General features: G+C 61.4%; 19 protein-coding genes and 7 tRNA genes. 9 read left to right on the top strand and 17 right to left on the bottom strand.

Annotated elements, in window-relative coordinates; all coding sequences use genetic code 11:
• Positions 1-93: 93 nt before the first annotated feature.
• The 3 genes from HKD46_RS04005 to HKD46_RS04015 all read right to left on the bottom strand — a co-directional run bounded on the left by HKD46_RS04005 (position 94) and on the right by HKD46_RS04015 (position 2,664).
• On the bottom strand, positions 94-264 hold the full coding sequence (locus HKD46_RS04005; RefSeq protein WP_010673027.1) for a XapX domain-containing protein: 171 nt from the start codon (positions 262-264) through the stop codon (positions 94-96).
• A gap of 123 nt (positions 265-387) precedes the next feature.
• Positions 388-1,662 (bottom strand): NupC/NupG family nucleoside CNT transporter, encoded by a 1,275-nt coding sequence (locus HKD46_RS04010; RefSeq protein WP_010673026.1) that lies wholly within the window; start codon positions 1,660-1,662, stop codon positions 388-390.
• Positions 1,663-1,875: 213 nt separating this feature from the next.
• Positions 1,876-2,664, bottom strand: a complete 789-nt coding sequence (locus tag HKD46_RS04015) for a TatD family hydrolase (RefSeq protein WP_052816277.1) — start codon at positions 2,662-2,664, stop codon at positions 1,876-1,878.
• Between the two features lie 40 nt (positions 2,665-2,704).
• Between HKD46_RS04015 and tppF the strand changes: the two genes are divergently transcribed.
• Positions 2,705-3,319, top strand: a complete 615-nt coding sequence (gene tppF / locus HKD46_RS04020; protein WP_029313748.1) for a type IVa pilus pseudopilin TppF — start codon at positions 2,705-2,707, stop codon at positions 3,317-3,319.
• Here the strand turns inward: tppF and HKD46_RS04025 are convergent.
• The 4 genes from HKD46_RS04025 to amt all read right to left on the bottom strand — a co-directional run bounded on the left by HKD46_RS04025 (position 3,288) and on the right by amt (position 7,172).
• On the bottom strand, positions 3,288-3,458 hold the full coding sequence (locus HKD46_RS04025; RefSeq protein ID WP_171864938.1) for a DUF5363 family protein: 171 nt from the start codon (positions 3,456-3,458) through the stop codon (positions 3,288-3,290). The genes tppF and HKD46_RS04025 overlap by 32 nt on opposite strands.
• A gap of 81 nt (positions 3,459-3,539) precedes the next feature.
• The gene (locus tag HKD46_RS04030; protein ID WP_171864946.1) at positions 3,540-4,049 is read right to left on the bottom strand and encodes a GNAT family N-acetyltransferase; all 510 of its coding nucleotides are present in this window, start codon (positions 4,047-4,049) and stop codon (positions 3,540-3,542) included.
• Between the two features lie 111 nt (positions 4,050-4,160).
• Positions 4,161-5,513 (bottom strand): 23S rRNA (uracil(1939)-C(5))-methyltransferase RlmD, encoded by a 1,353-nt coding sequence (rlmD, locus tag HKD46_RS04035; protein ID WP_052816281.1) that lies wholly within the window; start codon positions 5,511-5,513, stop codon positions 4,161-4,163.
• Positions 5,514-5,744: 231 nt separating this feature from the next.
• Positions 5,745-7,172 (bottom strand): ammonium transporter, encoded by a 1,428-nt coding sequence (gene amt / locus HKD46_RS04040; RefSeq protein ID WP_010673021.1) that lies wholly within the window; start codon positions 7,170-7,172, stop codon positions 5,745-5,747.
• A 533-nt stretch (positions 7,173-7,705) separates the two neighbouring features.
• Between amt and HKD46_RS04045 the strand changes: the two genes are divergently transcribed.
• Positions 7,706-8,074 carry a VOC family protein gene (locus tag HKD46_RS04045; protein ID WP_043154157.1) on the top strand — a complete coding sequence of 123 codons (369 nt, stop codon included), beginning with the start codon at positions 7,706-7,708 and terminating at the stop codon, positions 8,072-8,074.
• Positions 8,075-8,307: 233 nt separating this feature from the next.
• Here HKD46_RS04045 and HKD46_RS04050 read toward each other — a convergent pair.
• Positions 8,308-8,392 (bottom strand) — tRNA-Leu (locus tag HKD46_RS04050).
• A 143-nt stretch (positions 8,393-8,535) separates the two neighbouring features.
• Between HKD46_RS04050 and HKD46_RS04055 the strand changes: the two genes are divergently transcribed.
• Positions 8,536-9,048, top strand: coding sequence for an RDD family protein (locus HKD46_RS04055; protein WP_162540538.1), 513 nt, complete (start codon positions 8,536-8,538; stop codon positions 9,046-9,048).
• A 144-nt stretch (positions 9,049-9,192) separates the two neighbouring features.
• Here the strand turns inward: HKD46_RS04055 and lptG are convergent, their stop codons facing one another.
• Both lptG and lptF read right to left on the bottom strand, forming a co-directional pair.
• Complete coding sequence (gene lptG, locus HKD46_RS04060; RefSeq protein WP_010672962.1) at positions 9,193-10,263, bottom strand: LPS export ABC transporter permease LptG; 1,071 nt, start codon at positions 10,261-10,263, stop codon at positions 9,193-9,195.
• Between the two features lie 25 nt (positions 10,264-10,288).
• Positions 10,289-11,401 (bottom strand): LPS export ABC transporter permease LptF, encoded by a 1,113-nt coding sequence (gene lptF, locus HKD46_RS04065; RefSeq protein ID WP_029313726.1) that lies wholly within the window; start codon positions 11,399-11,401, stop codon positions 10,289-10,291.
• 172 nt (positions 11,402-11,573) lie between these two features.
• On the opposite strand from lptF, the gene pepA reads away from it, so the two are divergent.
• The 6 genes from pepA to pbpG all read left to right on the top strand — a co-directional run bounded on the left by pepA (position 11,574) and on the right by pbpG (position 19,788).
• Positions 11,574-13,085, top strand: coding sequence for a leucyl aminopeptidase (gene pepA / locus HKD46_RS04070; protein ID WP_010672960.1), 1,512 nt, complete (start codon positions 11,574-11,576; stop codon positions 13,083-13,085).
• A gap of 169 nt (positions 13,086-13,254) precedes the next feature.
• The gene (locus HKD46_RS04075; protein WP_161470422.1) at positions 13,255-13,710 is read left to right on the top strand and encodes a DNA polymerase III subunit chi; all 456 of its coding nucleotides are present in this window, start codon (positions 13,255-13,257) and stop codon (positions 13,708-13,710) included.
• A 65-nt stretch (positions 13,711-13,775) separates the two neighbouring features.
• Positions 13,776-16,640: a valine--tRNA ligase gene (locus HKD46_RS04080; RefSeq protein ID WP_171864939.1), complete on the top strand. Its 2,865-nt coding sequence runs from the start codon at positions 13,776-13,778 to the stop codon at positions 16,638-16,640.
• Positions 16,641-16,847: 207 nt separating this feature from the next.
• Complete coding sequence (locus tag HKD46_RS04085) at positions 16,848-18,140, top strand: hemolysin family protein (protein WP_029313724.1); 1,293 nt, start codon at positions 16,848-16,850, stop codon at positions 18,138-18,140.
• Positions 18,141-18,158: 18 nt separating this feature from the next.
• The gene (locus tag HKD46_RS04090) at positions 18,159-18,824 is read left to right on the top strand and encodes a DedA family protein (RefSeq protein WP_010672956.1); all 666 of its coding nucleotides are present in this window, start codon (positions 18,159-18,161) and stop codon (positions 18,822-18,824) included.
• A 178-nt stretch (positions 18,825-19,002) separates the two neighbouring features.
• Positions 19,003-19,788 carry a D-alanyl-D-alanine endopeptidase gene (pbpG, locus tag HKD46_RS04095; protein ID WP_370736847.1) on the top strand — a complete coding sequence of 262 codons (786 nt, stop codon included), beginning with the start codon at positions 19,003-19,005 and terminating at the stop codon, positions 19,786-19,788.
• A gap of 329 nt (positions 19,789-20,117) precedes the next feature.
• Here pbpG and HKD46_RS04100 read toward each other — a convergent pair.
• The 7 genes from HKD46_RS04100 to csrA form a co-directional block, all read right to left on the bottom strand.
• Positions 20,118-20,194: transfer RNA gene (locus tag HKD46_RS04100), tRNA-Arg, on the bottom strand.
• Between the two features lie 27 nt (positions 20,195-20,221).
• A tRNA-Arg gene (locus HKD46_RS04105) sits at positions 20,222-20,298 on the bottom strand.
• 27 nt (positions 20,299-20,325) lie between these two features.
• Positions 20,326-20,402 (bottom strand) — tRNA-Arg (locus HKD46_RS04110).
• 25 nt (positions 20,403-20,427) lie between these two features.
• Positions 20,428-20,504: transfer RNA gene (locus tag HKD46_RS04115), tRNA-Arg, on the bottom strand.
• 94 nt (positions 20,505-20,598) lie between these two features.
• Positions 20,599-20,675: transfer RNA gene (locus HKD46_RS04120), tRNA-Arg, on the bottom strand.
• Between the two features lie 4 nt (positions 20,676-20,679).
• Positions 20,680-20,772, bottom strand: a tRNA-Ser gene (locus HKD46_RS04125).
• Between the two features lie 212 nt (positions 20,773-20,984).
• Positions 20,985-21,173 (bottom strand): carbon storage regulator CsrA, encoded by a 189-nt coding sequence (csrA, locus tag HKD46_RS04130; protein ID WP_005315760.1) that lies wholly within the window; start codon positions 21,171-21,173, stop codon positions 20,985-20,987.
• Between the last annotated feature and the right edge of the window lie 51 nt (positions 21,174-21,224).

The raw sequence follows: 21,224 nt of genomic DNA on the forward strand, positions 1-21,224 counted from the left end.
CGCCTATTTCAGCCGAGATACCCCGTGTTTGCAAGCCGGATTTGCCAATTTCAGAGGTACCTCACACCCGGCAAATCCAGCGCTGGAAGGCGCTTAAGAGAAGAAGCGGGTCAGGATCCAGGAGTAGGCAATGCCCCCCAGATAGACCCCCACGATCCCCATGACGCCGGAGAGGACGGGCGGCGCCGGTATCGGCAACTTGAGGAAAGAAAACAACACCCCAACGATAAAGCCGGCCGCCATAGCCAGTAGCACTTCATTCATAGAACCTCCGATTTGACTCACTTTATTATTAGTCTTGACAGGAAAACGGTTGTCACCACCCCAAACGAGAACGCCACAGCAAATCGCTGTGGCGTTCGTCTTTATCCTGTCAGTCAGGCGATGTTACATGCCGGACAGCGCCAGGAAGAAGCCTGCGATGGTCGCAGACATCAGGTTGGACAGGGAACCTGCCAGCACGGCCTTCAGACCGAACTTGGCGATGGTGCCGCGACGGTTCGGTGCCATGGAGCCCAGACCACCCAGCAGGATGGCGACGGAGGACAGGTTGGCGAAGCCGCACAGGGCGAAGGAGATGATCGCCTTGGTGTGCTCGGACATGGCCACACCGTTGATCAGCACTTCATCCTTCAGGTAGGGGGCAAAGTTCAGGTAAGCCACGAACTCGTTGACCACCAGCTTCTGACCGATGAAGGAACCGGCCACGACCGCTTCGCTCCAGGGCACGCCGATCAGGAAGGCCAGCGGGGAGAACAGCCAGCCCAGCAGCAGCTCCAGGGAGAGTTGCGGGTAACCGAACCAGCCGCCCACACCGGAGAAGATGCCGTTGATCATGGCGATGAGGCCGATGAAGGCCAGCAGCATGGCACCCACGTTCAGGGCCAGTTGCAGACCGGCGGAGGCACCGGCGGCGGCAGCGTCGATCACGTTGGCCGGCTTGTCGTCCAGCTCACCTTCTGCGGTGTTCTCGTCGTAGCTCGGGGTCTCGGTTTCCGGTACCAGCAACTTGGCGAACAGCAGACCACCCGGGGCAGCCATGAAGGAGGCGGCGATCAGGTATTCCATCTTGACGCCCATGGAGGCGTAACCGGCCAGCACGGAGCCGGCAACGGAAGCCAGACCACCACACATGACGGCGAACAGCTCGGAGTCAGTCATCTTGGAGATGAAGGGACGTACCACCAGCGGGGCTTCGGTCTGACCGACGAAGATGTTGGCAGTGGCGGAGAGGGATTCGGTACGGGAGGTGCCCAGCACCTTCTGCAGACCGCCGCCCAGCAGCTTGATCACCCACTGCATGATGCCGAGGTAGTAGAGTACCGCGATCAGGGAAGAGAAGAAGATGATGACGGGCAGGACGCGGAAGGCGAAGACGAAGCCACCGCCACCGAACACTTCGAACATCTTGTTGCCAACCAGACCACCGAACAGGAATTCGATGCCGTTCTGGCCATAACCGATGACGCTGGAGACGGCGTCGGACACGCCCACCAGGATGTCACGACCGACCGGCACGTAGAGCACGAAGGCCCCCAGACCGGCCTGGATGGCAAAGGCGCCACCTACGGTACGAATTTTGATTGCCTTGCGGTTGCTGGAGAACAGCACCGCAATAAGGATGAGCGTCGCCATCCCTACCAGACCCATTATCAGATTCATTATTAACACTTCCTCTTTAGTAGCACCTGCCAGCTTGTTAACGATTTGTGTATTGAAGCCGCTAATCAAGGGTGCGCATTATACTAATTACGGTGCGACAAAATAGAATACTGGTCACATTTTATAAGCCACAAACGGCCTGAACATCGTTTAATTAGACCGCAAACGATTTTTATGGGCCCTGTTTTTTATCACTCGGTCATCATTTGATAATCAAATGTTAATTTCATGATTTCCCGGGGGGAACAGCCGCCGGGTGGAGTCATGTAACACCGAAATAACATCCTCCAGCGGTTGCTGCCGCAATTGTGCCAACAAGCGGGCTATGGTCGGCAGGCTGGCCGGCGTGTTCACCTCCCCCTGCTGGCCTTGCAGCGGCATGTCGGGAGCGTCGGTTTCCAGCAGCAAGGCCTCCAGCGGCATCTGGCGTATCGCCTCCCGGGTCTTGTTGGCCCGCTCATAGCTGATGACCCCCCCGATCCCCAGCCTGAAACCCAGTTGCCAGAACACCTCCGCCTGATGCAGGGAGCCGCTGAAGGCGTGAATGACGCCCCCTTGTGGCGGAGTGAAGCGCCGCAGGATCTTGGCGACCGTGTCGTTGGCACGCACCGAGTGGACGATGAGGGGCAGCGCATGCGCCATGGCCAGCCGCACCTGCGCCTCGAACATCTCGACCTGCCCCTCCTGCGGCACATGGGAGCGCAGATCCAGCCCGCACTCCCCCACGGCCACCAGCCCACGGGGCCGACTCGCCAGCAGGGTCTCCAGCCGGGTCAGTACATCCCGGGGCTGCTTGCCCACATACCAGGGATGGATCCCCAGGCCATAACGGATGTCGTCGTGGCGCTCGGCCAGCGCCATCACCCGCCCCCAGTTTTCCTCTCCCACGGCGGGGATGATATACTCGCCCACCCCCAGCTGGCGCCACCGGGTCAGCAGCGCCTCCCGATCGGCGTCAAAGACCGGAAAATCGAGGTGGCAGTGGGTGTCTATCAATTCCATGTCGCGCTTACCTGTCTGTCGTACTCAATGGGTTCATTCCATGCCAACACACGTTTCCCGAGGCTTTACCCTGATAGAACTGGTGCTGGTCATCATCGTGCTGGGGATCCTGGCCGTGACCGCCCTGCCCCGCTTCATCAACATCCAGGACGACGGGCTCAAGAGCAGCGTCTCGGCCACGGCGGGCAGCTTTGCCAGTGCCGCCCGGCTCGCCCACGCCGGCTGGGCGGTCAAGGTTAAGGGGGAGCCCCTGGCACTCTACAACTTTAGCGGCATGGGCAGGCAGGATCTCGACATCAACAGCCATGGCTGGCCGGTGGGCACCAAGGAGGACCAGGGAGGTCAGGGGCCCGATACCGTCTTCCCCGGTGGCGACAGCGATCAGATCTCCGTCAGCAGCCGGGACGACTGCGAGAGCCTGTTTGGCGCCCTGCTCGATACCGATCTGACGGTGGCCGATGAGTTGCACCAGGATTCAGACAGTGACTACATCTCCCGGCTCATCCCGGCAGACGCTCAGGCTGACGGCGCCCTTCGTCACGACAACTGCCGCTATACCCTGCGCAGCTCCGTGGGCCGCTTCCCGGCATACCCCGACGGGCTCTCGTTCGACTACAACAGCGTCACTGGCGCCGTGACCCGCCAGTTCCAGTGAGGTCGTCGCCCTTGTCCGGGCGCTTCTCCTCTTCATCATGGCGTACCGGCGCGCAGCAGCGCCGGTTCTCCGGTGTGAGTCCCCACTCCTGGCACCAGGCATCGTAGCGAGCCAGCCAACGCAGCAATATCCCCTTCATGGGCGCCTCCTTGTCTCGATGGTTTCCCCACAAGCTTGCCCCAATCCAACTCCCCAGACCAGCATCTCGGGGCCAGCGGCGTCATGGCCTGTCCAGCGGCAGCAGCAGCCCCATGGAAATCTCGTCCACATAGCCCTCGTCCAGCCGATAGGCCTGCCGTCTCACCCCTTCCTCCACGAACCCGCACTTGCGATACAAGGCGTGGGCCACCTCGTTGTGGGCCATCACTCCCAGCTCCAGCCGGTGGATACCGAGATCCCTCGCGGTCGCGATCAGGGTACGCAGCAACCGTTCCCCCCATCCCTGCCCGCGCGCCCTCGAACACAGCCCCATCACCACCAGGGCACAGTGGCGGTTGCGTGCCAGGCCGCCACCAAGGAGCGCGGCAAACCCTTGCACCTCCCCCGCCAGCTCCAGCAGCCACATGGCCTGATTGGGGGCTGCGGCCATGGCCTCGAGCCGCCTGCGCTGCCCCTCGATGTCCGAGGGGCGCTCTCCCGCTTCATACAGCATGAAGCGGGTCTCCCTGTCCAGTTGCCCGAAGAAGTGATCCAGCACCGCCGCATCCTCCACCCCTGCCATACGAATCATCACGCCGATCTCCCTGCCTGGTGGTTCTGCCGACCACGACCATAAAAAAACGACTCCCTCAGGAGTCGTTTCTATCAGAGCCATCTGGCTAACGCCACGCCCTCGGCCCGATCAGGCTTTCGCTGACAGGCTCAGGCGAGCAACGGCTTCCACGTGCATGGAGTGCGGGAACATGTCCACCGGCTGCACCTCGTCCAGCACGAAGCCCTGCTTGACCAGCCAGGCGAGATCCCGGGCCAGGGTCTGGGGGTTGCAGGAGACATAGACCAGCCGGCGCGGCGCCATGGCCACCAGGGTCTGCAATACCGCCTTGTCACAGCCCTTGCGGGGCGGATCCATCACCACCACGTCGGCACTCACCCCGTCGGCATGCAGGGCAGGCATCAGCTGCTCCGCCTTGCCCACGTGGAACTCGGTCTGCTCGATGCCGTTGAGGGCCGCATTGCGACGGGCGTCGCTGATGGCACTCTCCACCGACTCAATCCCCACCACCTTGGCGGCCTTGCCTGCCAGGAACAGGGAGATGGTGCCGATGCCGCAATAGATGTCGAACACCGTCTCGCTGCCGGTCAGCTCGCAATACTCCAGCGCCTTGGAGTAGAGCACGTCGGTCTGGCTCGGGTTGTTCTGGAAGAAGGAGAGGGGCGAGATCTCGAATTCGAGCTCGTGGATCTTGTCGCGGATCACACCGCTGCCCAGCAGCACCCGGTTCTTGTCACCCAGGATGCGGTTGGTACGCACCTCGTTGATGTTCTGCACCAGGGTGGTGACCGGCAGATCCGCCAGGGCCGCCAGCAGCTCGGCTTCGAACGGCAGCGCTTCGCCCAGGGTCACCAGCACCACCATCAGCTCGCCGCTCTTGAAGCCCTTGCGGGTCATCAGGTTGCGCACGCAGCCGGTGTGGGCCACCTCGTCATAGGCCGCGATGTCGTGCTCGCGCATCCAGTTGCGTACCCGGGCGTTGAGCTCCACGTGCAGCGAATCCTGCACCGCGCAATCATCGGCGGTGATGAGGTCATGGGAGTGCTTGCGGTAGAAGCCGATCTCGGCGCCCGCCTCGCTGCCACGCACCGCGTACTGGGCCTTGTTGCGGTAGGCAAACGGCGTCTCCATGCCGAGGATGGGGTTGACCACGGCCTCACCCAGCCCGACCTGCTCCAGTGCGCTCTGCACCAGGCTCTGCTTGAGGGCAAGCTGGGCCGGATAGGCCAGCGGGCGCACCTGGCAGCCACCGCATTCGGTGTTGGGGCAAAAATCGGCCACCCGATCGGCAGAGGGCTGGGTCAACTCGACCAGCTTGCCGTGCAGGTAGTTCGGTTTGACCTCGGTCAACTCGACCAGCGCCTGCTCACCGGGCAGCAGACCCTCGACAAACAGGGGGCGATCGAACAGGCGACCCTTGCCATCCCCCTTGTCGGTCAGTTCCAGAATATCGATCTGATGTTGGTGTCCCACTAACGGCATGAGCGGCTCCGAAGGCATGAAAGAGAGGGTGACGACGGGGCAGACCCGGCGACCCCGAATAAAGGGTGGCAGAGTTTAGCGGAGATCCGCCCAAAATGCAGGCATAAAAGACCCCGCAAACACAAATAGCGACCCCGGCCACCAGCGGCCCGGTCCGGGCAGCCTGGCCAGTCCGCCCCAATAAAAAAACCGCCGGACGGGGCCGGCGGTATGACATTCATGGCAGCAGGATCAATGGCTGTAGGCTTTCTCGCCGTGGCTGGTCACGTCCAGCCCTTCGCGCTCGGCATCTTCCTTCACCCGCAGACCGATCAGCAGGTCCACCAGCTTGTAGGCCACGGCCGAGACCAGGGCGGTCCAGACCACGGTCACCCCCACGCCGATGACCTGTACCTTGACCTGGGCCAGGATGGAGTACCCCTCGGCCACCTGGTTGGTCACATAGTCCCACACCCCGGTGCCGCCCAGATCCGGGCTGGCGAACACCCCAGTCAGCACGGCACCCAGGATCCCGCACACCCCGTGCAGGCCGAACACGTCCAGGCTGTCATCGGCCCCCAGCAGACGCTTGAGACCGTGCACGCCCCACAAACCGGCCACACCGCTGAGCAGGCCGATGATGAGGGCGCCCCCCACACCGACGAAACCGGCGGCAGGGGTGATGGCGACCAGGCCCGCCACCGCACCGGAGACAGCGCCAAGCAGGGAGGGACGGCCCTTCATCGCCCACTCGGCGAAGGTCCAGGAGAGGGCGGCAGCGGCCGGTGCGATCCAGGTGTTGGCGAAGGCCAGGGCCGCCGTGCCGTTGGCTTCGAGGGAGGAACCAGCGTTGAAGCCGAACCAGCCGAACCACAGCAAGGCGGCACCGATCATGGTCATGGTCAGGCTGTGGGGGGTCATGGGGTCACGGCCATAGCCAACCCGTTTGCCCACCATGAAGGCCCCAACCAGACCGGCCACCGCGGCGTTGATGTGCACCACTGTGCCGCCGGCGAAGTCCAGAGCGCCGTGCTGGAACAGATAGCCTGCGGTGGCACCGGCCGCTTCGGCGGCGGCCGCATCCGTGTAGGCATCCGGACCCGCCCAGTACCACACCATGTGCGCCATCGGGATATAGGCGAAGGTGAACCAGATCACCGCGAACAGCAGCACCGCCGAGAACTTCATCCGCTCGGCAAAGCCGCCGACGATGAGCCCGCAGGTGATGGCGGCAAAGGCGCCCTGGAACACCACGTAGATGAACTCGCTGATCCCGACCCCCTTGCTGAAGGTGGCGGCGATGGAATCCGGCGTCACCCCCATCAGCAGCACCTTGTCGAAGGAACCGTAGAAGGCGCCGCCCTCGGTGAAGGCCAGGGAGTAGCCGTAGACCACCCAGAGGACGGTGATGAGGCAGAACAGGGTGAACACCTGCATCAGCACACTCAGCATGTTCTTGGCGCGCACCAGGCCGCCGTAGAAGAGGGCGAGGCCCGGCACGGACATCAGGATCACCAGGGCCGCCGCCACCATCAGCCAGGTATTGTCCCCCTTGTTGATGGTCACGGTCGCGGCCGCCTGTACCACATCGGCCTGCGCGGCCACCTCTTCGGCCCAGCCCGGGGCGGCCATGGTGGCGGCCAGCGCCAGCAGGCCAGTCATTACGAGTCTCTTGAACATACAGCCCTCTCCTTGTCGTCCCGGCATCCGGGTCCATTTCCTGATATGCATTTCCAACCTGGCCACCTGCCCACCGCACCTGTGTGGCTCACGGAGACATCATGGCGACATGACATGGGGAAAGCATAAAGCAGGCCAAGAAAAATAATCCTTTTATTTCATGGCGTTATGTTTTTATCACATTCAACACGCACCATCTTGGCGCACGATGCCCGGTTACAGGGGGAAAATCGCACTTTGGCTGTGCATTGCCGGGAAAATGCACCAGGATGACCCAATCGCCTCACAATGACGGGGCGAACCCCTGGTGATGTCACCCTGGCAGGCTTATCTATCCCGCTAAGGTATTTATGAAATAAATGAAATGGGCCATACCATGGTGAAATCAAATGAGGCTGACGGCCAATATCCCCCCACCCGAGGGGCACAAGCACTTTAAGAGTGCAAACGCGCGCCATTCGTCTAGCCTGCCCCGAAATGCCCGGTCATACTGGCAAGCCATCTTCCCCTGTTCCCAGCGCCGCGAGGAGCCCATGCCCAATCTCAACGTGACCGAAATCAAGGCCTTCGTGCCTGCCCGGGATTTCACGCTGTCAAAGCAGTTCTATCAGGATCTCGGCTTTACCCTGGCCTCCGATGGCGACGGCGTGGCCTATTTTCATCTCGGCAACGCAAGCTTCCTGCTGCAGGATGGCAACCCCCCGGGGCTGGCCGAGCAGCTCATGATGCACCTCCTGGTGGAGGACGTGGCCGCCTGGCGGGCCCAAGTGGAGGCGAGCCAGATCGCCGCCCGCTACGGCGTCCGGGTCACGGAGCTCGTCACCCAGCCGTGGCGCATGAAGGAGTTCTGTCTGTACGACCCCTCAGGCGTGCTGTGGCGCATCGCGCAGAACATCGACTGAGGGGATGGCAGTCCGAGAGGCTGATGGCCCGAGAGCCTGTGGGTCTGAAGGTCTGAAGGTCTGAGGGTCTGAGGGTCTGAGGGTCTGAGGGTCTGAGGGTCTGAGGGTCTGAGGGTCTGAGGGTCTGAGGGTCTGAGGGTCTGAGGGTCTGAGGGTCTGAGGGTACACCTCTTCGCACCGCCCGGAAAAACAAAAGGCCATCCGCGAGGATGGCCTTTTGTCATGGAATCTGATGGTGCCCGGGGTCGGACTCGAACCGACACGTATTGCTACGGCGGATTTTGAATCCGCTGCGTCTACCGATTTCGCCACCCGGGCAGCTGCGAGGGATTATACGAATGGCGCTTGGCCATGCAAGGTGTTTTTCTTGCCCCCACCGTTGTTTGCTCATTTATTCAACGCCTTGCCGATGCCAGGCCAGTTACATAGAATGCCCGCATCATATTAATGGAATAATCATCATGGCCAAGCGCAAGACCCCCACCCCTCTCCAGCCTGCTCCCCGGCATCCGTCCGCCGGTCTGCTGCGCCGTCTCGGCGCCCTGCTCTATGACTATCTGGTGGTGATTGCCCTGCTGATCATCGCCGGCTTCATCGGCATGGGGGTGGCCCACCTGCTGCTGGCCACCGGCATGGCGCACGTCCCCGAGGGCAAGGATGCCGCCTGGCTGCTCACCAGCCCCCTCTACAGCGCCTGGCTGGCCTTCGTCATCTGCGGTTTCTACACCTGGTTCTGGGTCCGCGCCGGCCAGACCATCGGCATGCGGGCCTGGCGCCTGCGCATCCAGAACCTGGACGGCAGCAACATTCGCGTCACCCAGGCCCTGATCCGGCTCGCTACCTCGGCCTTTGGCCTGGGCAACCTGCTGTGTGTGTTCAATCGCGCCCGCCCCCGCGCCTTCCAGGACATCTGGGCCGAGTGCGAGGTGGTGGTGCTTGGCAAGACGGAAAACCTGGAGCAGCTCAATCGCTGATCCCAAGACGGCAACGAAAAAGGGCACCCCGAGGTGCCCTTTTTGTTGACCAGAACTGACGGCTTGCAGCCCAGAACCTTGACGGAAACGGTGCATCGAGAGCAATGGCCGCCTTTTGTCAGCAACCCGCCGTCCTTCAGGCCGCTACTGCTTGCGGCTCAGGATATAGAAGGAGATGCCGCCAAACAGCAGGCTGGGTGCGATGGCCGCGAGGATGGGCGGGACCGCATAGACCAGGCTGACCGGGCCGAACACCCTGTCGCTCACATAGACCGCGAAGCCGGTCATGATCCCCATCAGCATCCGCGCCCCCATGCTCACCGAGCGCAGCGGACCGAAGATGAAGGAGGAGGCGAGCAGTATCATGGCCACCACGGAGAGCGGTGAGAGCAGCTTGCGCCACATCTCCAGCTTGTAGCGTCCGGCATCCTGCTTGTTAGCATCCAGATAACCGATGTAGTCCCGCAGCCCCGAGATGGGCAGGTTCTCGGGATCGATGCTGACCACCCCGAGCTGCTTGGGGGTCAGCTCGGATTGCCAGGCCATCTGGGCATGCTCTTCGTCCTGGATCCGGGTGGGATCGTCAAACCGGGTGATGTGCACCTGTTTCAGCAGCCAGTGGTGATCCTCGAACACCCCCTCCTTCGCCTGCACCACGTCGATCAGGTTGCGGGACGGAGTGAAGCGGTAGAGGGTGATGCCGGTCAGGGCGCCATCGTTGCGCACCCCGTTGATGTTGACGAAGTTGTTGCCATCCCGTGCCCAGACCCCGTAGGCCGAGACCGTAAGCCGCCCTTCCGACATGGCCCCCGCCTTGATGTCATCCGCCATCCGCTTGGCGGCCGGTGCGACGTACTCTCCCATCAGCCCCACCAGCAGCATCAGGGGAATGGCGGTCTTGAGCGCCGCCATGACGATGCTGATCTTGGAGCGTCCCGCCGCCTGCATCACCACCAGCTCGGAGCTGGTCGCGAGCTGGCCCAGACCGATGAGGCCACCGAGCAGGGCAGCCAGGGGGAAGAAGAGCACCGCCTCCTTGGGCATGGAGAGCAGCACGTAGTAGAGGGCGTTGAGCATGTCGTAGTTGCCTTCCCCGACCGCCTTCAACTGCTCCACGTACTTGATGAGCGCGGCGAGCCCGACCAGGGTCAGCTCGCACAGCAGGATCGACATGAAGATGACCCTGCCTATGTATCTATCGAGAATGCCGAACATCAGCAGAGACTCCCAGGTTGCAGCATCACGCTGACTTTCTCTTGAACAATTGCCCTTTGACCCCGTTCCACCAGCTGGTGCCCTGCAGGTTGAGAGGCAACCCTATCAGCAGCAGATAGACCAGGGGCACCAGGAACATCCCGGGCCAGTGGGGCAGACGCCCGCTGTCGATGGCCGACCGGGCGGCGCTGAGCAGCAGGAAATAGGAGAGATAGAGCAGGATGGCCGGCAGCAGCTTGGCGTAACGCCCTTGACGGGGATTGACCCGCGCCATCGGCACCACCAGGAAGGTGAGCACCAGGATGGAGAGGGGCAGCGACAGGCGCCACTGCAATTCGGCCATCAGCTGGTTGTCCTGGGTGCCGAGCAATGCCAGGGTCGGCTTGGCCGCCGCCTTGCGGTTGGATCGCTCCATCTCCTGCTGGCGGATCACCAGGCTGTATTCACGAAACTCCGAGACCTGGAACTGCTTGCCGGTGAAATGCCCCTCGTAGCGCGAGCCATCCTTCAGGGTCAACCACTGCAAGCCGTTGCTGTCGGCGGTCACCTGCCCCTCGTTGGCCACCACCACTGACGGGGGTGAGCCCCCCTCGGCCCGTTGCAGCACGAAGATTTTCTGCAACTCCGACCCCTTGTCGTTCAGATCCTGGATGTAGGCCACCAGGCGCCCCTTGTCGAGCTCCATGAAGCGACCGGCCTGCAGGAAAGAGATACCGGGATCGGCCTTGAACTCGTCGATCACCTGGTACTCCCGCTCCTTGGCCTGGGGGGCGACCCAGCCGGTATTGAACGCCGCGACGGCGGCGGTCAGCAAGGCCAGCACCAGGGCGCTGCCCATGATGAAACGGTGACTGAAACCCACCGCGTGCATCACCGTCATCTCGCTTTCCGCGTACAAACGGCCGTGAGCAAACAGAATGGCTAAAAACAGACTGATAGGCAGCATCAACAACGCCATATTCGGCAGGTTGAGCAGCAGGAGGGTGGATACCAGGCGCGTCGGCACCTCACCATCGGCGGCATCGCCAATGATCTGGATAAATTGCTGGCTGACGAAGATAAGCAGCAGCACGAACAGCACCGCCAGCTGGGTTTTCAGGGTCTCCCTGAACAAATATCGGAAAACGATCACAGTCATTCCCAAGTAAACTTGTGTTTTTAGTCGAATGCCTGAAAAATAGGGCCCTATATTGGATTTTTACCAGTTTGAACTGCGGAGCCTGTGACTGTTCGCTCCGCCTCTGATACCCCAACAAGCACCGCATTATTCAATAAATGGTGCCTTTTGTCTTTAGGATGTAGGAGATTCCATGGAGTTCAGTGTAAAGAGTGGCAGTCCTGAGAAGCAGCGCAGCGCCTGCGTCGTGGTCGGCGTTTTTGAGCCCCGCCGCCTCTCTCCGGTTGCCGAACAGCTGGACAAGATCAGCGACGGCTACCTCAGCTCGCTGCTGCGCCGTGGCGACCTGGAAGGGAAACCGGGCCAGATGCTGCTGCTGCATCAAGTACCGGGCGTGCTCAGCGAGCGCGTACTGCTGGTCGGGTGCGGCAAGGAGCGCGAACTCGACGAGCGCCAGTACAAGCAGATCATCAACAAGACCATCACCACCCTGAACGAAACCGGCTCCATGGAAGCGGTCTGCTTCCTGACCGAGCTGCACGTCAAGGGTCGGGATACCTATTGGAAGGTGCGTCAGGCGGTGGAAACCACCAAGGCGGGCCTCTACAGCTTCGATCAGTTCAAGACCAACAAGGCCGAACCGCGCCGTCCGTTGCGCAAGCTGGTCTTCAACGTGCCGACGCGTCGGGAACTGACCATAGGCGAGCGCGCCATCAACCACGGCCTGGCCGTGGCGAAAGGGGTGCGCATCTGCCGCGACGTGGCGAACATGCCGCCCAACGTCTGCAATCCCGCCTACCTCGCCTCCCAGGCCCGCCGTCTGGCGGATGCCTATGACAACATCACCACCAGGGTGGTGGGGGAGCAGGAGATGGCCGAGCTCGGCATGAACTCCTACCTGGCAGTGGCCCGTGGTTCCGAGAACGAAGCCATGATGGCCATCATCGAATACAAGGGCAACGCCGACGCCAAGCCCATCGTGCTGGTGGGCAAGGGGCTGACCTTCGACTCCGGCGGCATCTCCATCAAGCCGGCAGACGGCATGGACGAGATGAAGTACGACATGGGTGGCGCCGCCTCCGTGCTCGGCACCATGCACGCCCTGGCCCAGTTGCAGTTGCCCATCAACGTCATCGGCGTGCTGGCGGGCTGCGAGAACATGCCGGGGGGCAACGCCTACCGCCCCGGTGACATCCTCACTACCATGTCCGGCCAGACCGTCGAGGTGCTCAACACCGACGCCGAAGGCCGCCTGGTGTTGTGCGATGCCCTGACCTATGTGGACCGCTACGATCCCGAGACCGTGATCGATGTGGCGACCCTGACCGGTGCCTGCATCATCGCCCTGGGCCACCATACCTCTGGCCTCTTGGCGAACCACAACCCCCTGGCCCACGAGTTGCTCAACGCCTCCGAACAGGCCGGCGATCGCGCTTGGCGCCTGCCCCTGTTCGACGAGTATCAGGAGCAGCTGGAAAGCCCGTTCGCCGACATGGCCAACATCGGTGGCCGTCCGGCCGGTACCATCACCGCCGCTGCCTTCCTGTCGCGCTTCACCAAGAAATACAACTGGGCCCACCTGGATATCGCAGGGACCGCCTGGAAGAGCGGCAAGGAGAAGGGCTCCACCGGCCGTCCTGTGCCCCTGCTGACCCAGTTCCTGCTCAACCGGGCCGGCGTGGCGGACGTCGAAGACAAGGAGTGATCCCCTTCCCCATCGACTCGAAGAGCGATGCGAGAAGGCGTTACCCTGTATCACAAGGAAGAGGCCTGCCTCTTCCTTGTTTCATTGAGAGAATCCGGGAAGTCCGTGCCAGACGCGGCTCCCGAAGACGGCCAATCGCTGTCCGTCACAGCCAAACGGGACCGACCTGATGAGCCAAGTGACCTTTTACCTGATGAGCCTGCCCGATGATGCGGATGCCTCCGCCGTCGAGCGCCTCGCCTGCCAGCTTGCGGCCGATGGCTGGAGCGCAGGTCACCTCTATCTGCTGTGCGAGGACGAGGCCCAGGCCCTGCGTCTGGACGAGCTGTTGTGGCAGTTGCCGCCCGATCGCTTCGTGCCGCACCAGTTGCAGGGGGAGAGCGGTCAGGCCCCGGTGGAGATAGGCCATCAGCCGCCACGGCGGCGCTATGCCTGCCTCATCAACCTGGCCCGGCAGACACCTTTGTTTGCAGGACACTTCGCTCAAGTGGTAGATTTTGTCCCCACTGACGAAACGCAAAAGCAGCAAGCCCGCGAGCGCTACAAGCACTATCGCCAGGCGGGCCATACCCTCGAGATGAGGGATCAGCCCGTCCTTGCCGCACCGGATCCGGCGCAGCCCTGACTGTGCCACCCTCGATCCACGACGAATCAACACCAGAATCCATCCATCCAGAATACGGCGAGACCATGGAAAAGACTTTTAATCACAACGCCATCGAACAGGCGCTCTACCAGCACTGGGAAGCCCAGGGCTACTTCAAGCCCCACGGCGACACCAGCAAAGATTCCTTCTGCATCATGATCCCGCCGCCGAACGTCACCGGCAGCCTGCACATGGGTCACGCCTTCCAGCAAACCCTGATGGATACCCTGATCCGCTACAACCGCATGCAGGGCAAGAACACCCTGTGGCAGGCGGGTACCGACCACGCCGGTATCGCCACCCAGATGGTGGTTGAGCGCAAGATCGCCGCAGAAGAGGGCAAGACCCGCCACGATTACGGCCGGGAAGCCTTCATCGACAAGATCTGGCAGTGGAAGGAAGAGTCCGGCGGCACCATCACCCGTCAGATGCGCCGTCTGGGTGACTCCGTGGACTGGGAGCGCGAGCGCTTCACCATGGATGAGGGCCTCTCCGCCGCCGTGCAGGAAGTGTTCGTCCGTCTCTACGAAGATGGCCTGATGTACCGCGGCAAGCGTCTGGTGAACTGGGATCCCAAGCTCAACACCGCCATCTCCGACCTGGAAGTGGAAAACCGCGAGATCAAGGGCCACATGTGGCACCTTCGCTACCCGCTGGCCAACGGCGCCAAGACCGCCGAAGGCCAGGATCACCTGATCGTCGCCACCACCCGCCCGGAAACCATGCTGGGTGATACCGCCGTGGCCGTGAACCCGGAAGACCCCCGCTACAAGGCGCTGATCGGCCAGCACATCCTGCTGCCGCTGGTGAATCGTCTGATCCCCATCGTCGCCGACGAACATGCCGACATGGAGAAGGGCACCGGCTGCGTGAAAATCACCCCGGCCCACGACTTCAACGACAACGAAGTGGGCAAGCGCCACAACCTGCCGATGATCAACATCTTCACCCTGGACGCCCACGTGCGTGCCGAGGCCGAAGTGGTCGATACCAATGGCAATCCCAGCACCGCCTATGACGCCGCCCTGCCGACCGAGTTCGCCGGGATGGAGCGCTTCGCCGCCCGCAAGGCCATCGTCGCCAAGCTGGACGAGCTGGGCCTCCTGGCCGAGATCAAGGATCACGTGCTGCAACAGCCTTACGGCGATCGCGGCGGCGTGCCCATCGAGCCCATGCTGACCGACCAGTGGTACGTGCGCGTGGCCCCCATGGCCAAGACCGCCATCGAGGCGGTGGAAGATGGCCGCATCCAGTTCGTGCCGAAGCAGTACGAAAACATGTACTTCTCCTGGATGCGCGACATTCAGGACTGGTGCGTCTCCCGTCAGCTGTGGTGGGGTCACCGCATCCCGGCTTGGTATGACGATGCCGGCAACGTCTACGTGGGCCGCAACGAAGAGGAAGTGCGCGCCAAGCACAGCATCCCGGCCGTAACCGTACTGCGTCAGGACGAAGACGTGCTCGACACCTGGTTCAGCTCCGCCCTGTGGACCTTCTCCACCCTGGGCTGGCCGAACAACACCGAGGCACTCAAGACCTTCCACCCGACCGACGTGCTGATGAGCGGCTTCGACATCATCTTCTTCTGGATTGCCCGGATGATCATGATGACCATGCACTTCATCAAGGACGAAAACGGCCAGCCGCAAGTCCCGTTCAAGACCGTCTACATCACCGGTCTTATCCGTGACGAAGAGGGCCAGAAGATGTCCAAGTCCAAGGGCAACGTGCTGGACCCGCTCGACATGATCGACGGCATATCGCTGGAAGATCTGCTGGAGAAGCGCACCGGCAACATGATGCAGCCGCAGATGGCCGAGAAGATCGCCAAGCGTACCGCCAAGCAGTTCCCGGAAGGGATCGATGCCCACGGTACCGACGCCCTGCGCTTCACGCTGGCAGCGCTGGCCTCTACCGGTCGTGACATCAACTGGGACATGAAACGCCTGGACGGCTACAACAACTTCTGCAACAAGCTGTGGAACGCCTCCCGCTATGTGCTGATGAACACCGAAGATCAGGATTGCGGCTTCTCTTCGCAAGGGAATGGTGGCGAGATGCAGTTCAGCCTGGCGGATCGCTGGATCCAGTCCCAGCTGCAAGTGGCCATCCGTGACTTCCGCACCGCCCTCGATACCTACCGCTTCGACATCGCGGCAGGCGTGTTGTACGAATTTATCTGGAACCAGTTCTGTGACTGGTATCTGGAGCTGACCAAGCCGGTACTGACCAAGGGCTCCGAGGCCGAGCAGCGCGCTGCCCGCCACACCCTCGTCAGCGTCCTCGAGAACCTGTTGCGCCTGGCACACCCGATCATCCCGTTCATCACCGAGACCATCTGGAAATCGGTCGCCCCGCTGGCTGGCGTACACGCCGACACCATCATGATTCAGGCTTTCCCGGAGTTCGACGCCGCCAAGGTGGACGACGCCGCGATGGCGGATCAGGAGTGGGTGAAGGAGTTCATCGTCAGCATCCGCAACATCCGCGCCGAGATGAACGTGGCCCCGAGCGTGCCCCTCAACGTGCTGCTCCAGTGCGATGCCAAGGATGCCCAGCGCGCCGCTGACAACGAGGCCTTCCTCAAGTCGCTGGCCCGTCTGGAATCCATCCGCGTACTGGCGGCCGGTGAAACCGCCCCGCTGTCGGTGAAGAAGCTGATCGGTGCCACCGAGCTGATGATCCCGATGGCCGGTCTCATCGACAAGGAAGCCGAGCTGGCCCGTCTGGCCAAAGAGGTGGCCCGTCTGGTGGGCGAGTGCGGCCGCATCGAAGGCAAGCTCGGCAACGAAGCCTTCGTCGCCAAGGCGCCGGAAGCGGTCATCACCAAGGAGCGCGAGAAGCTGGAAGATTACCGTCTCCAGCTGACCAAGCTGGAAGCCCAACAGGCCGAGATCGCCGCGCTCTAAGCCACAGCGCAACATGACAAGCCCCCGTTTATCGGGGGCTTTTTCATGTCAGGGGTTCAGTTCTCCCTCTCCTGCCCCGCGGTTTTATCCCTCCCGCCGGGGCGATATTCAAAAATTCACGAGCCAAATCACCTCCTTTCACAAGCGCAGAGCCCGCAAATTCATTACACTGCCAGCGGTCTTTTCTATCGGGAGTGCTGCTGCAGTATGGAAATATTGATCCTGTTTGGATTGATTTTGCTCAATGGCGTCTTCGCCATGTCGGAAATCGCCATCGTGACGGCACGCAAGGCACGCCTCGCCAAAATGGCGAGCGAAGGGAGCCGCTCCGCCGCCATCGCCCTCAAGCTCGGGGAAGATCCGACCCATTTCCTCTCCGCCGTGCAGATCGGCATCACCAGCATCGGTCTGCTCAACGGTATCTATGGCGAGTCCCTGCTGGCCCAGCCCTTCGCTCTCTGGCTGCAGGAGTGGGGGCTCTCCCCCAAGAGCAGCAGCCTGCTCGCCACCGTCATCGTGGTCGTGCTGGTCACCTATCTCTCCATCGTGGTAGGGGAGCTCGTGCCCAAACGCCTCGGACAGCTCAGCGCCGAGCGCATCGCCTGTCTGGTAGCCCGCCCCATGCTCTGGCTGGCGACCCTGACCCGTCCCTTCGTCTGGTTGCTCTCCGCCTCCACCAACGCCAGCCTGCGGCTGCTGCGGGTCGATCAGCGCAGCAGCAACAACGTCACTCAGGAGGAGATCCACGCCATGCTGGTGGAGGGCTCCGAAGCGGGGGTGATCGAGGACCATGAGCACACTATGTTGCGCAACGTGTTCCGCCTCGACGAACGCAGCCTGGCCTCCCTGATGGTGCCGCGCAGCGACATCCGCTATCTGGACCTGTCACTGCCGCTGGAAGTGAACCTCCAACGTCTGGTGGAGTATCGCCACAGCTTCTTCCCTGTCTGTGACGGCAGCCTGTCGGATCTCGTCGGCATCCTCAACGTCAGCAAGGTGCTGCACGCCTACATCAAGGGAGAGCCCATCGATCTGGCGGCGCTGACCCAGGACGGCAGCCTACTGCCGGAGACCCTCAACGGCCTGGAGCTGCTCAACCACTTCCGTACCCACTCCGAGCACATGGTGCTGGTGGTGGACGAATATGGCGAGCTGCAGGGGCTGGTCACCCAGCAGGATCTGCTGGAAACCCTGGCCGGCGACTTCCAGCAGGAAGATGGGGAGGACAACTGGGCCTTCCAGCGCGCCGACGGCAGCTGGCTGCTCGACGGCCTCATTCCACTGCCAGAATTGAAGGACTGTCTGGAGCTGGTTCGTCTGCCGGAAGAAGAAAAACATCACTATCACACCCTTGGAGGGCTTATCATGCTGCTCCTTGGCCGCCTTCCCCAGACCGGAGACCTGGTCACCCTGGAACAGTGGCAACTGGAAATCGTGGATATGGACGGCCTGCGCATCGACAAGGTACTTGCCATGCCCTTGACCGACCAACCCAGCTAACCTGCGGAGTTTGCATGTATGGAGCAGTTTTACCACCTGGCTCACGCCTTTATGCATCAGGATCTGGCGACACTCTCTGATCCCAAGATGGTCTTCATGGTCTATGTCGTCCTGCTGACCTTCCTGGTGCTCGAGAATGGCTTTATCCCCACCGCCTTCCTGCCAGGGGATACCCTGCTGATCCTGACCGGCGTGCTGATCTATCAGGGGGTGTTGCCGATGGCGGTGGTCCCGCTGCTGATCATGGCGACCTTCGTCGGTACCTGGCTTGGCTACATGCAGGGGCGTTTCCTCGGCCACACCCGGATGTATCACAGGCTGATGTCCCATCTCGATGACAAGCACAAGGAAAAGGTGCACTACCTGCTCAACAAGTACGGCATCATCACCCTGATCACCGCCCGCTACATCGCCTTCGTGCGTACCGCCTACCCCTATATCGTCGGCGCCAACGAGATCCCCCAGGGGCGCTTCCTGGTGGTCAACCTGATCAGCTCCATCATGTGGATCTGCCCCCTGGTCGGGCTGGGTTACTACCTGAGCCACACCAAGCTGGCCGCGCAGTATGAGTCCCAATTTCTCAGCGTCATTCTCTACCTGCCGGTCGTGCTGCTGGTGGGCGGCCTCATCGCTCTGGTCTGGCGCTGGTGGAGCAGACGCAAGCCCGGCGTCTCCAGAGAGTGAGACAAACCACAGGGTCGCCCACAGGCGGCCCTTTTTTATGGAAAATAGTGGCGAATTCCCCCTGCTCGCTCTTGTAAAGCAGGGACAAAAATGAGTGAATCTAGCGCCTTTTTTCGCTGTGGATGGAGTTGGTTGTATGGGGTGTTGGATTCGCGCAATCGCGCTGGTAGGTGGATTGATGGGACTGCTGGGTTCGCAGACAGCCCTGGCGACCCCCAACCCGGCCAAGCTGCAGCTCAAATCGGGCAGTGCCCTGGTGATGGACGTCAACACCGGCAAGACCCTGTATCAGAAAAACCCCACCCGGGTGCGCCCCATCGCCTCCCTCACCAAGCTGATGACGGCGCTGGTGGTGCTGGATGCCCGCCAGAACCTCAATCAGACCCTGACCATCGATCAGAACGACAGGGACAACATCAAGCACACCTATTCACGGGTGCGCATGGGCACCCAGGTCAGCCGCCGCGACGCCCTGCATCTGGCGCTGATGTCCTCCGAGAACCGCATGGCCTCGGCGCTTGCCCGCCACTACCCGGGGGGTCGCCAAGCCTTCATCCGCGCCATGAACAACAAGGCCAGACAGCTCGGCATGCGCAACACCCGCTACTATGACTCCACCGGTCTCTCCACCCGCAACGTCTCCACCGCCCAGGATCTGGCCAAGCTCCTCTCTGCGGCCTATCGACAGCCGCTGATCCGTGAATTCACCCAGGACACCAGCAGGGAGATGCGTTTTCACAAGCCGGCCTACAGCCTGATGTTCAACAATACCAACCCCCTGGTGAAGAACCCGGACTGGGATGTACGCCTCTCCAAGACAGGCTATACCGACGAGGCGGGCCGCTGCCTGCTGATGCGTGCCAAACCGGATCGTCAGGAGCTCGCCATCGTACTGCTCAACTCGGTGGGCAAACGCACCCCTGTCGGGGATGCCAACCGCATCCGCAAGTGGCTGAAAAGCTGATTCTCTCAACGAAGACATGAAAGGATGCCGCGGCATCCTTTTTTATTGCCAGCCAAACGCCTTAGCAGGCCGCCAGAGGGCGCCAGCCCCGTACAGCATAGATGCGCATGGTTCGGGCCCCCAGGTCGCCACAGGCACGGCCACGGGATGCGTCAGCAGCCTGCCAGGCAAGACACGTGGAGAGTGGTGACCCGAGGGCACGTGCAGCAAGGGGGAACCGTCCCCCGTGGGAGCGTCAGGGAGAAGGACACGAGAGAGGCAACCCCATGATGGGGAGGAGGATATCACCCATAAAAAAACAGCCCCGACTGACGTCGAGGCTGTCTGTATGGTGCGCCCGAGAGGATTCGAACCTCTGACCACCTGGTTCGTAGCCAGGTACTCTATCCAGCTGAGCTACGGGCGCTCACAACTTGTTGCACTGCTTGAAATATGGTGCGCCCGAGAGGATTCGAACCTCTGACCACCTGGTTCGTAGCCAGGTACTCTATCCAGCTGAGCTACGGGCGCTCATAAATTGTTGCACTGCTTTAAACATGGTGCGCCCGAGAGGATTCGAACCTCTGACCACCTGGTTCGTAGCCAGGTACTCTATCCAGCTGAGCTACGGGCGCTCATAAATCATTGTATTGCTTGAAATGGTGCGCCCGAGAGGATTCGAACCTCTGACCACCTGGTTCGTAGCCAGGTACTCTATCCAGCTGAGCTACGGGCGCCCTGTTTTCAAACGATAAAAAAAGCTTACTCAACAGTAAGCCTTCTTTAGTGTCGACTTTCTGATGGTCAACACATGACTTCAAGAGTCAAATATGGTGCGCCCGAGAGGATTCGAACCTCTGACCACCTGGTTCGTAGCCAGGTACTCTATCCAGCTGAGCTACGGGCGCAAAATGGCGGAGAAGGGGGGATTCGAACCCCCGATGCGGGTATAAGCCGCATACTCCCTTAGCAGGGGAGCGCCTTCAGCCTCTCGGCCACCTCTCCGTTTGCGGGGCTGATAATACTTCACAGGGATTTTTAGTCAAACACTTTTTTGGAGAAAACAGAGCGTTCGCTCAGCATTTGGCCAAAGAGTGGAATATTCAAGCAATATCGACACTTACCCAGTAGTTACGCGCTCTGCAGGCCGATTTGCAGGCCCCAAAAAAACAAAAGGCGACATCCGGGATGTCGCCTTCAGGCAGCCATGAAATGGCTTAGAAATTCGGTTGGCCCGGGACTTTCTCGGCCTGTATCCGCATGTAGATCTCTTCGCGGTGTACGGAAACCTCTTTCGGTGCATTCACACCGATACGAACCTGGTTCCCTTTTACGCCCAGTACGGTAACGGTTACTTCGTCACCAATCATCAGGGTTTCCCCTACACGACGAGTCAAAATAAGCATTCGCTTGCTCCTGTATCCTGTTTTGTATTTATATCGATATGCGCCATTATC

Source organism: Aeromonas sp. TW 6 (assembly GCF_013168745.1).
Classification (GTDB): domain Bacteria; phylum Pseudomonadota; class Gammaproteobacteria; order Enterobacterales; family Aeromonadaceae; genus Aeromonas; species Aeromonas caviae.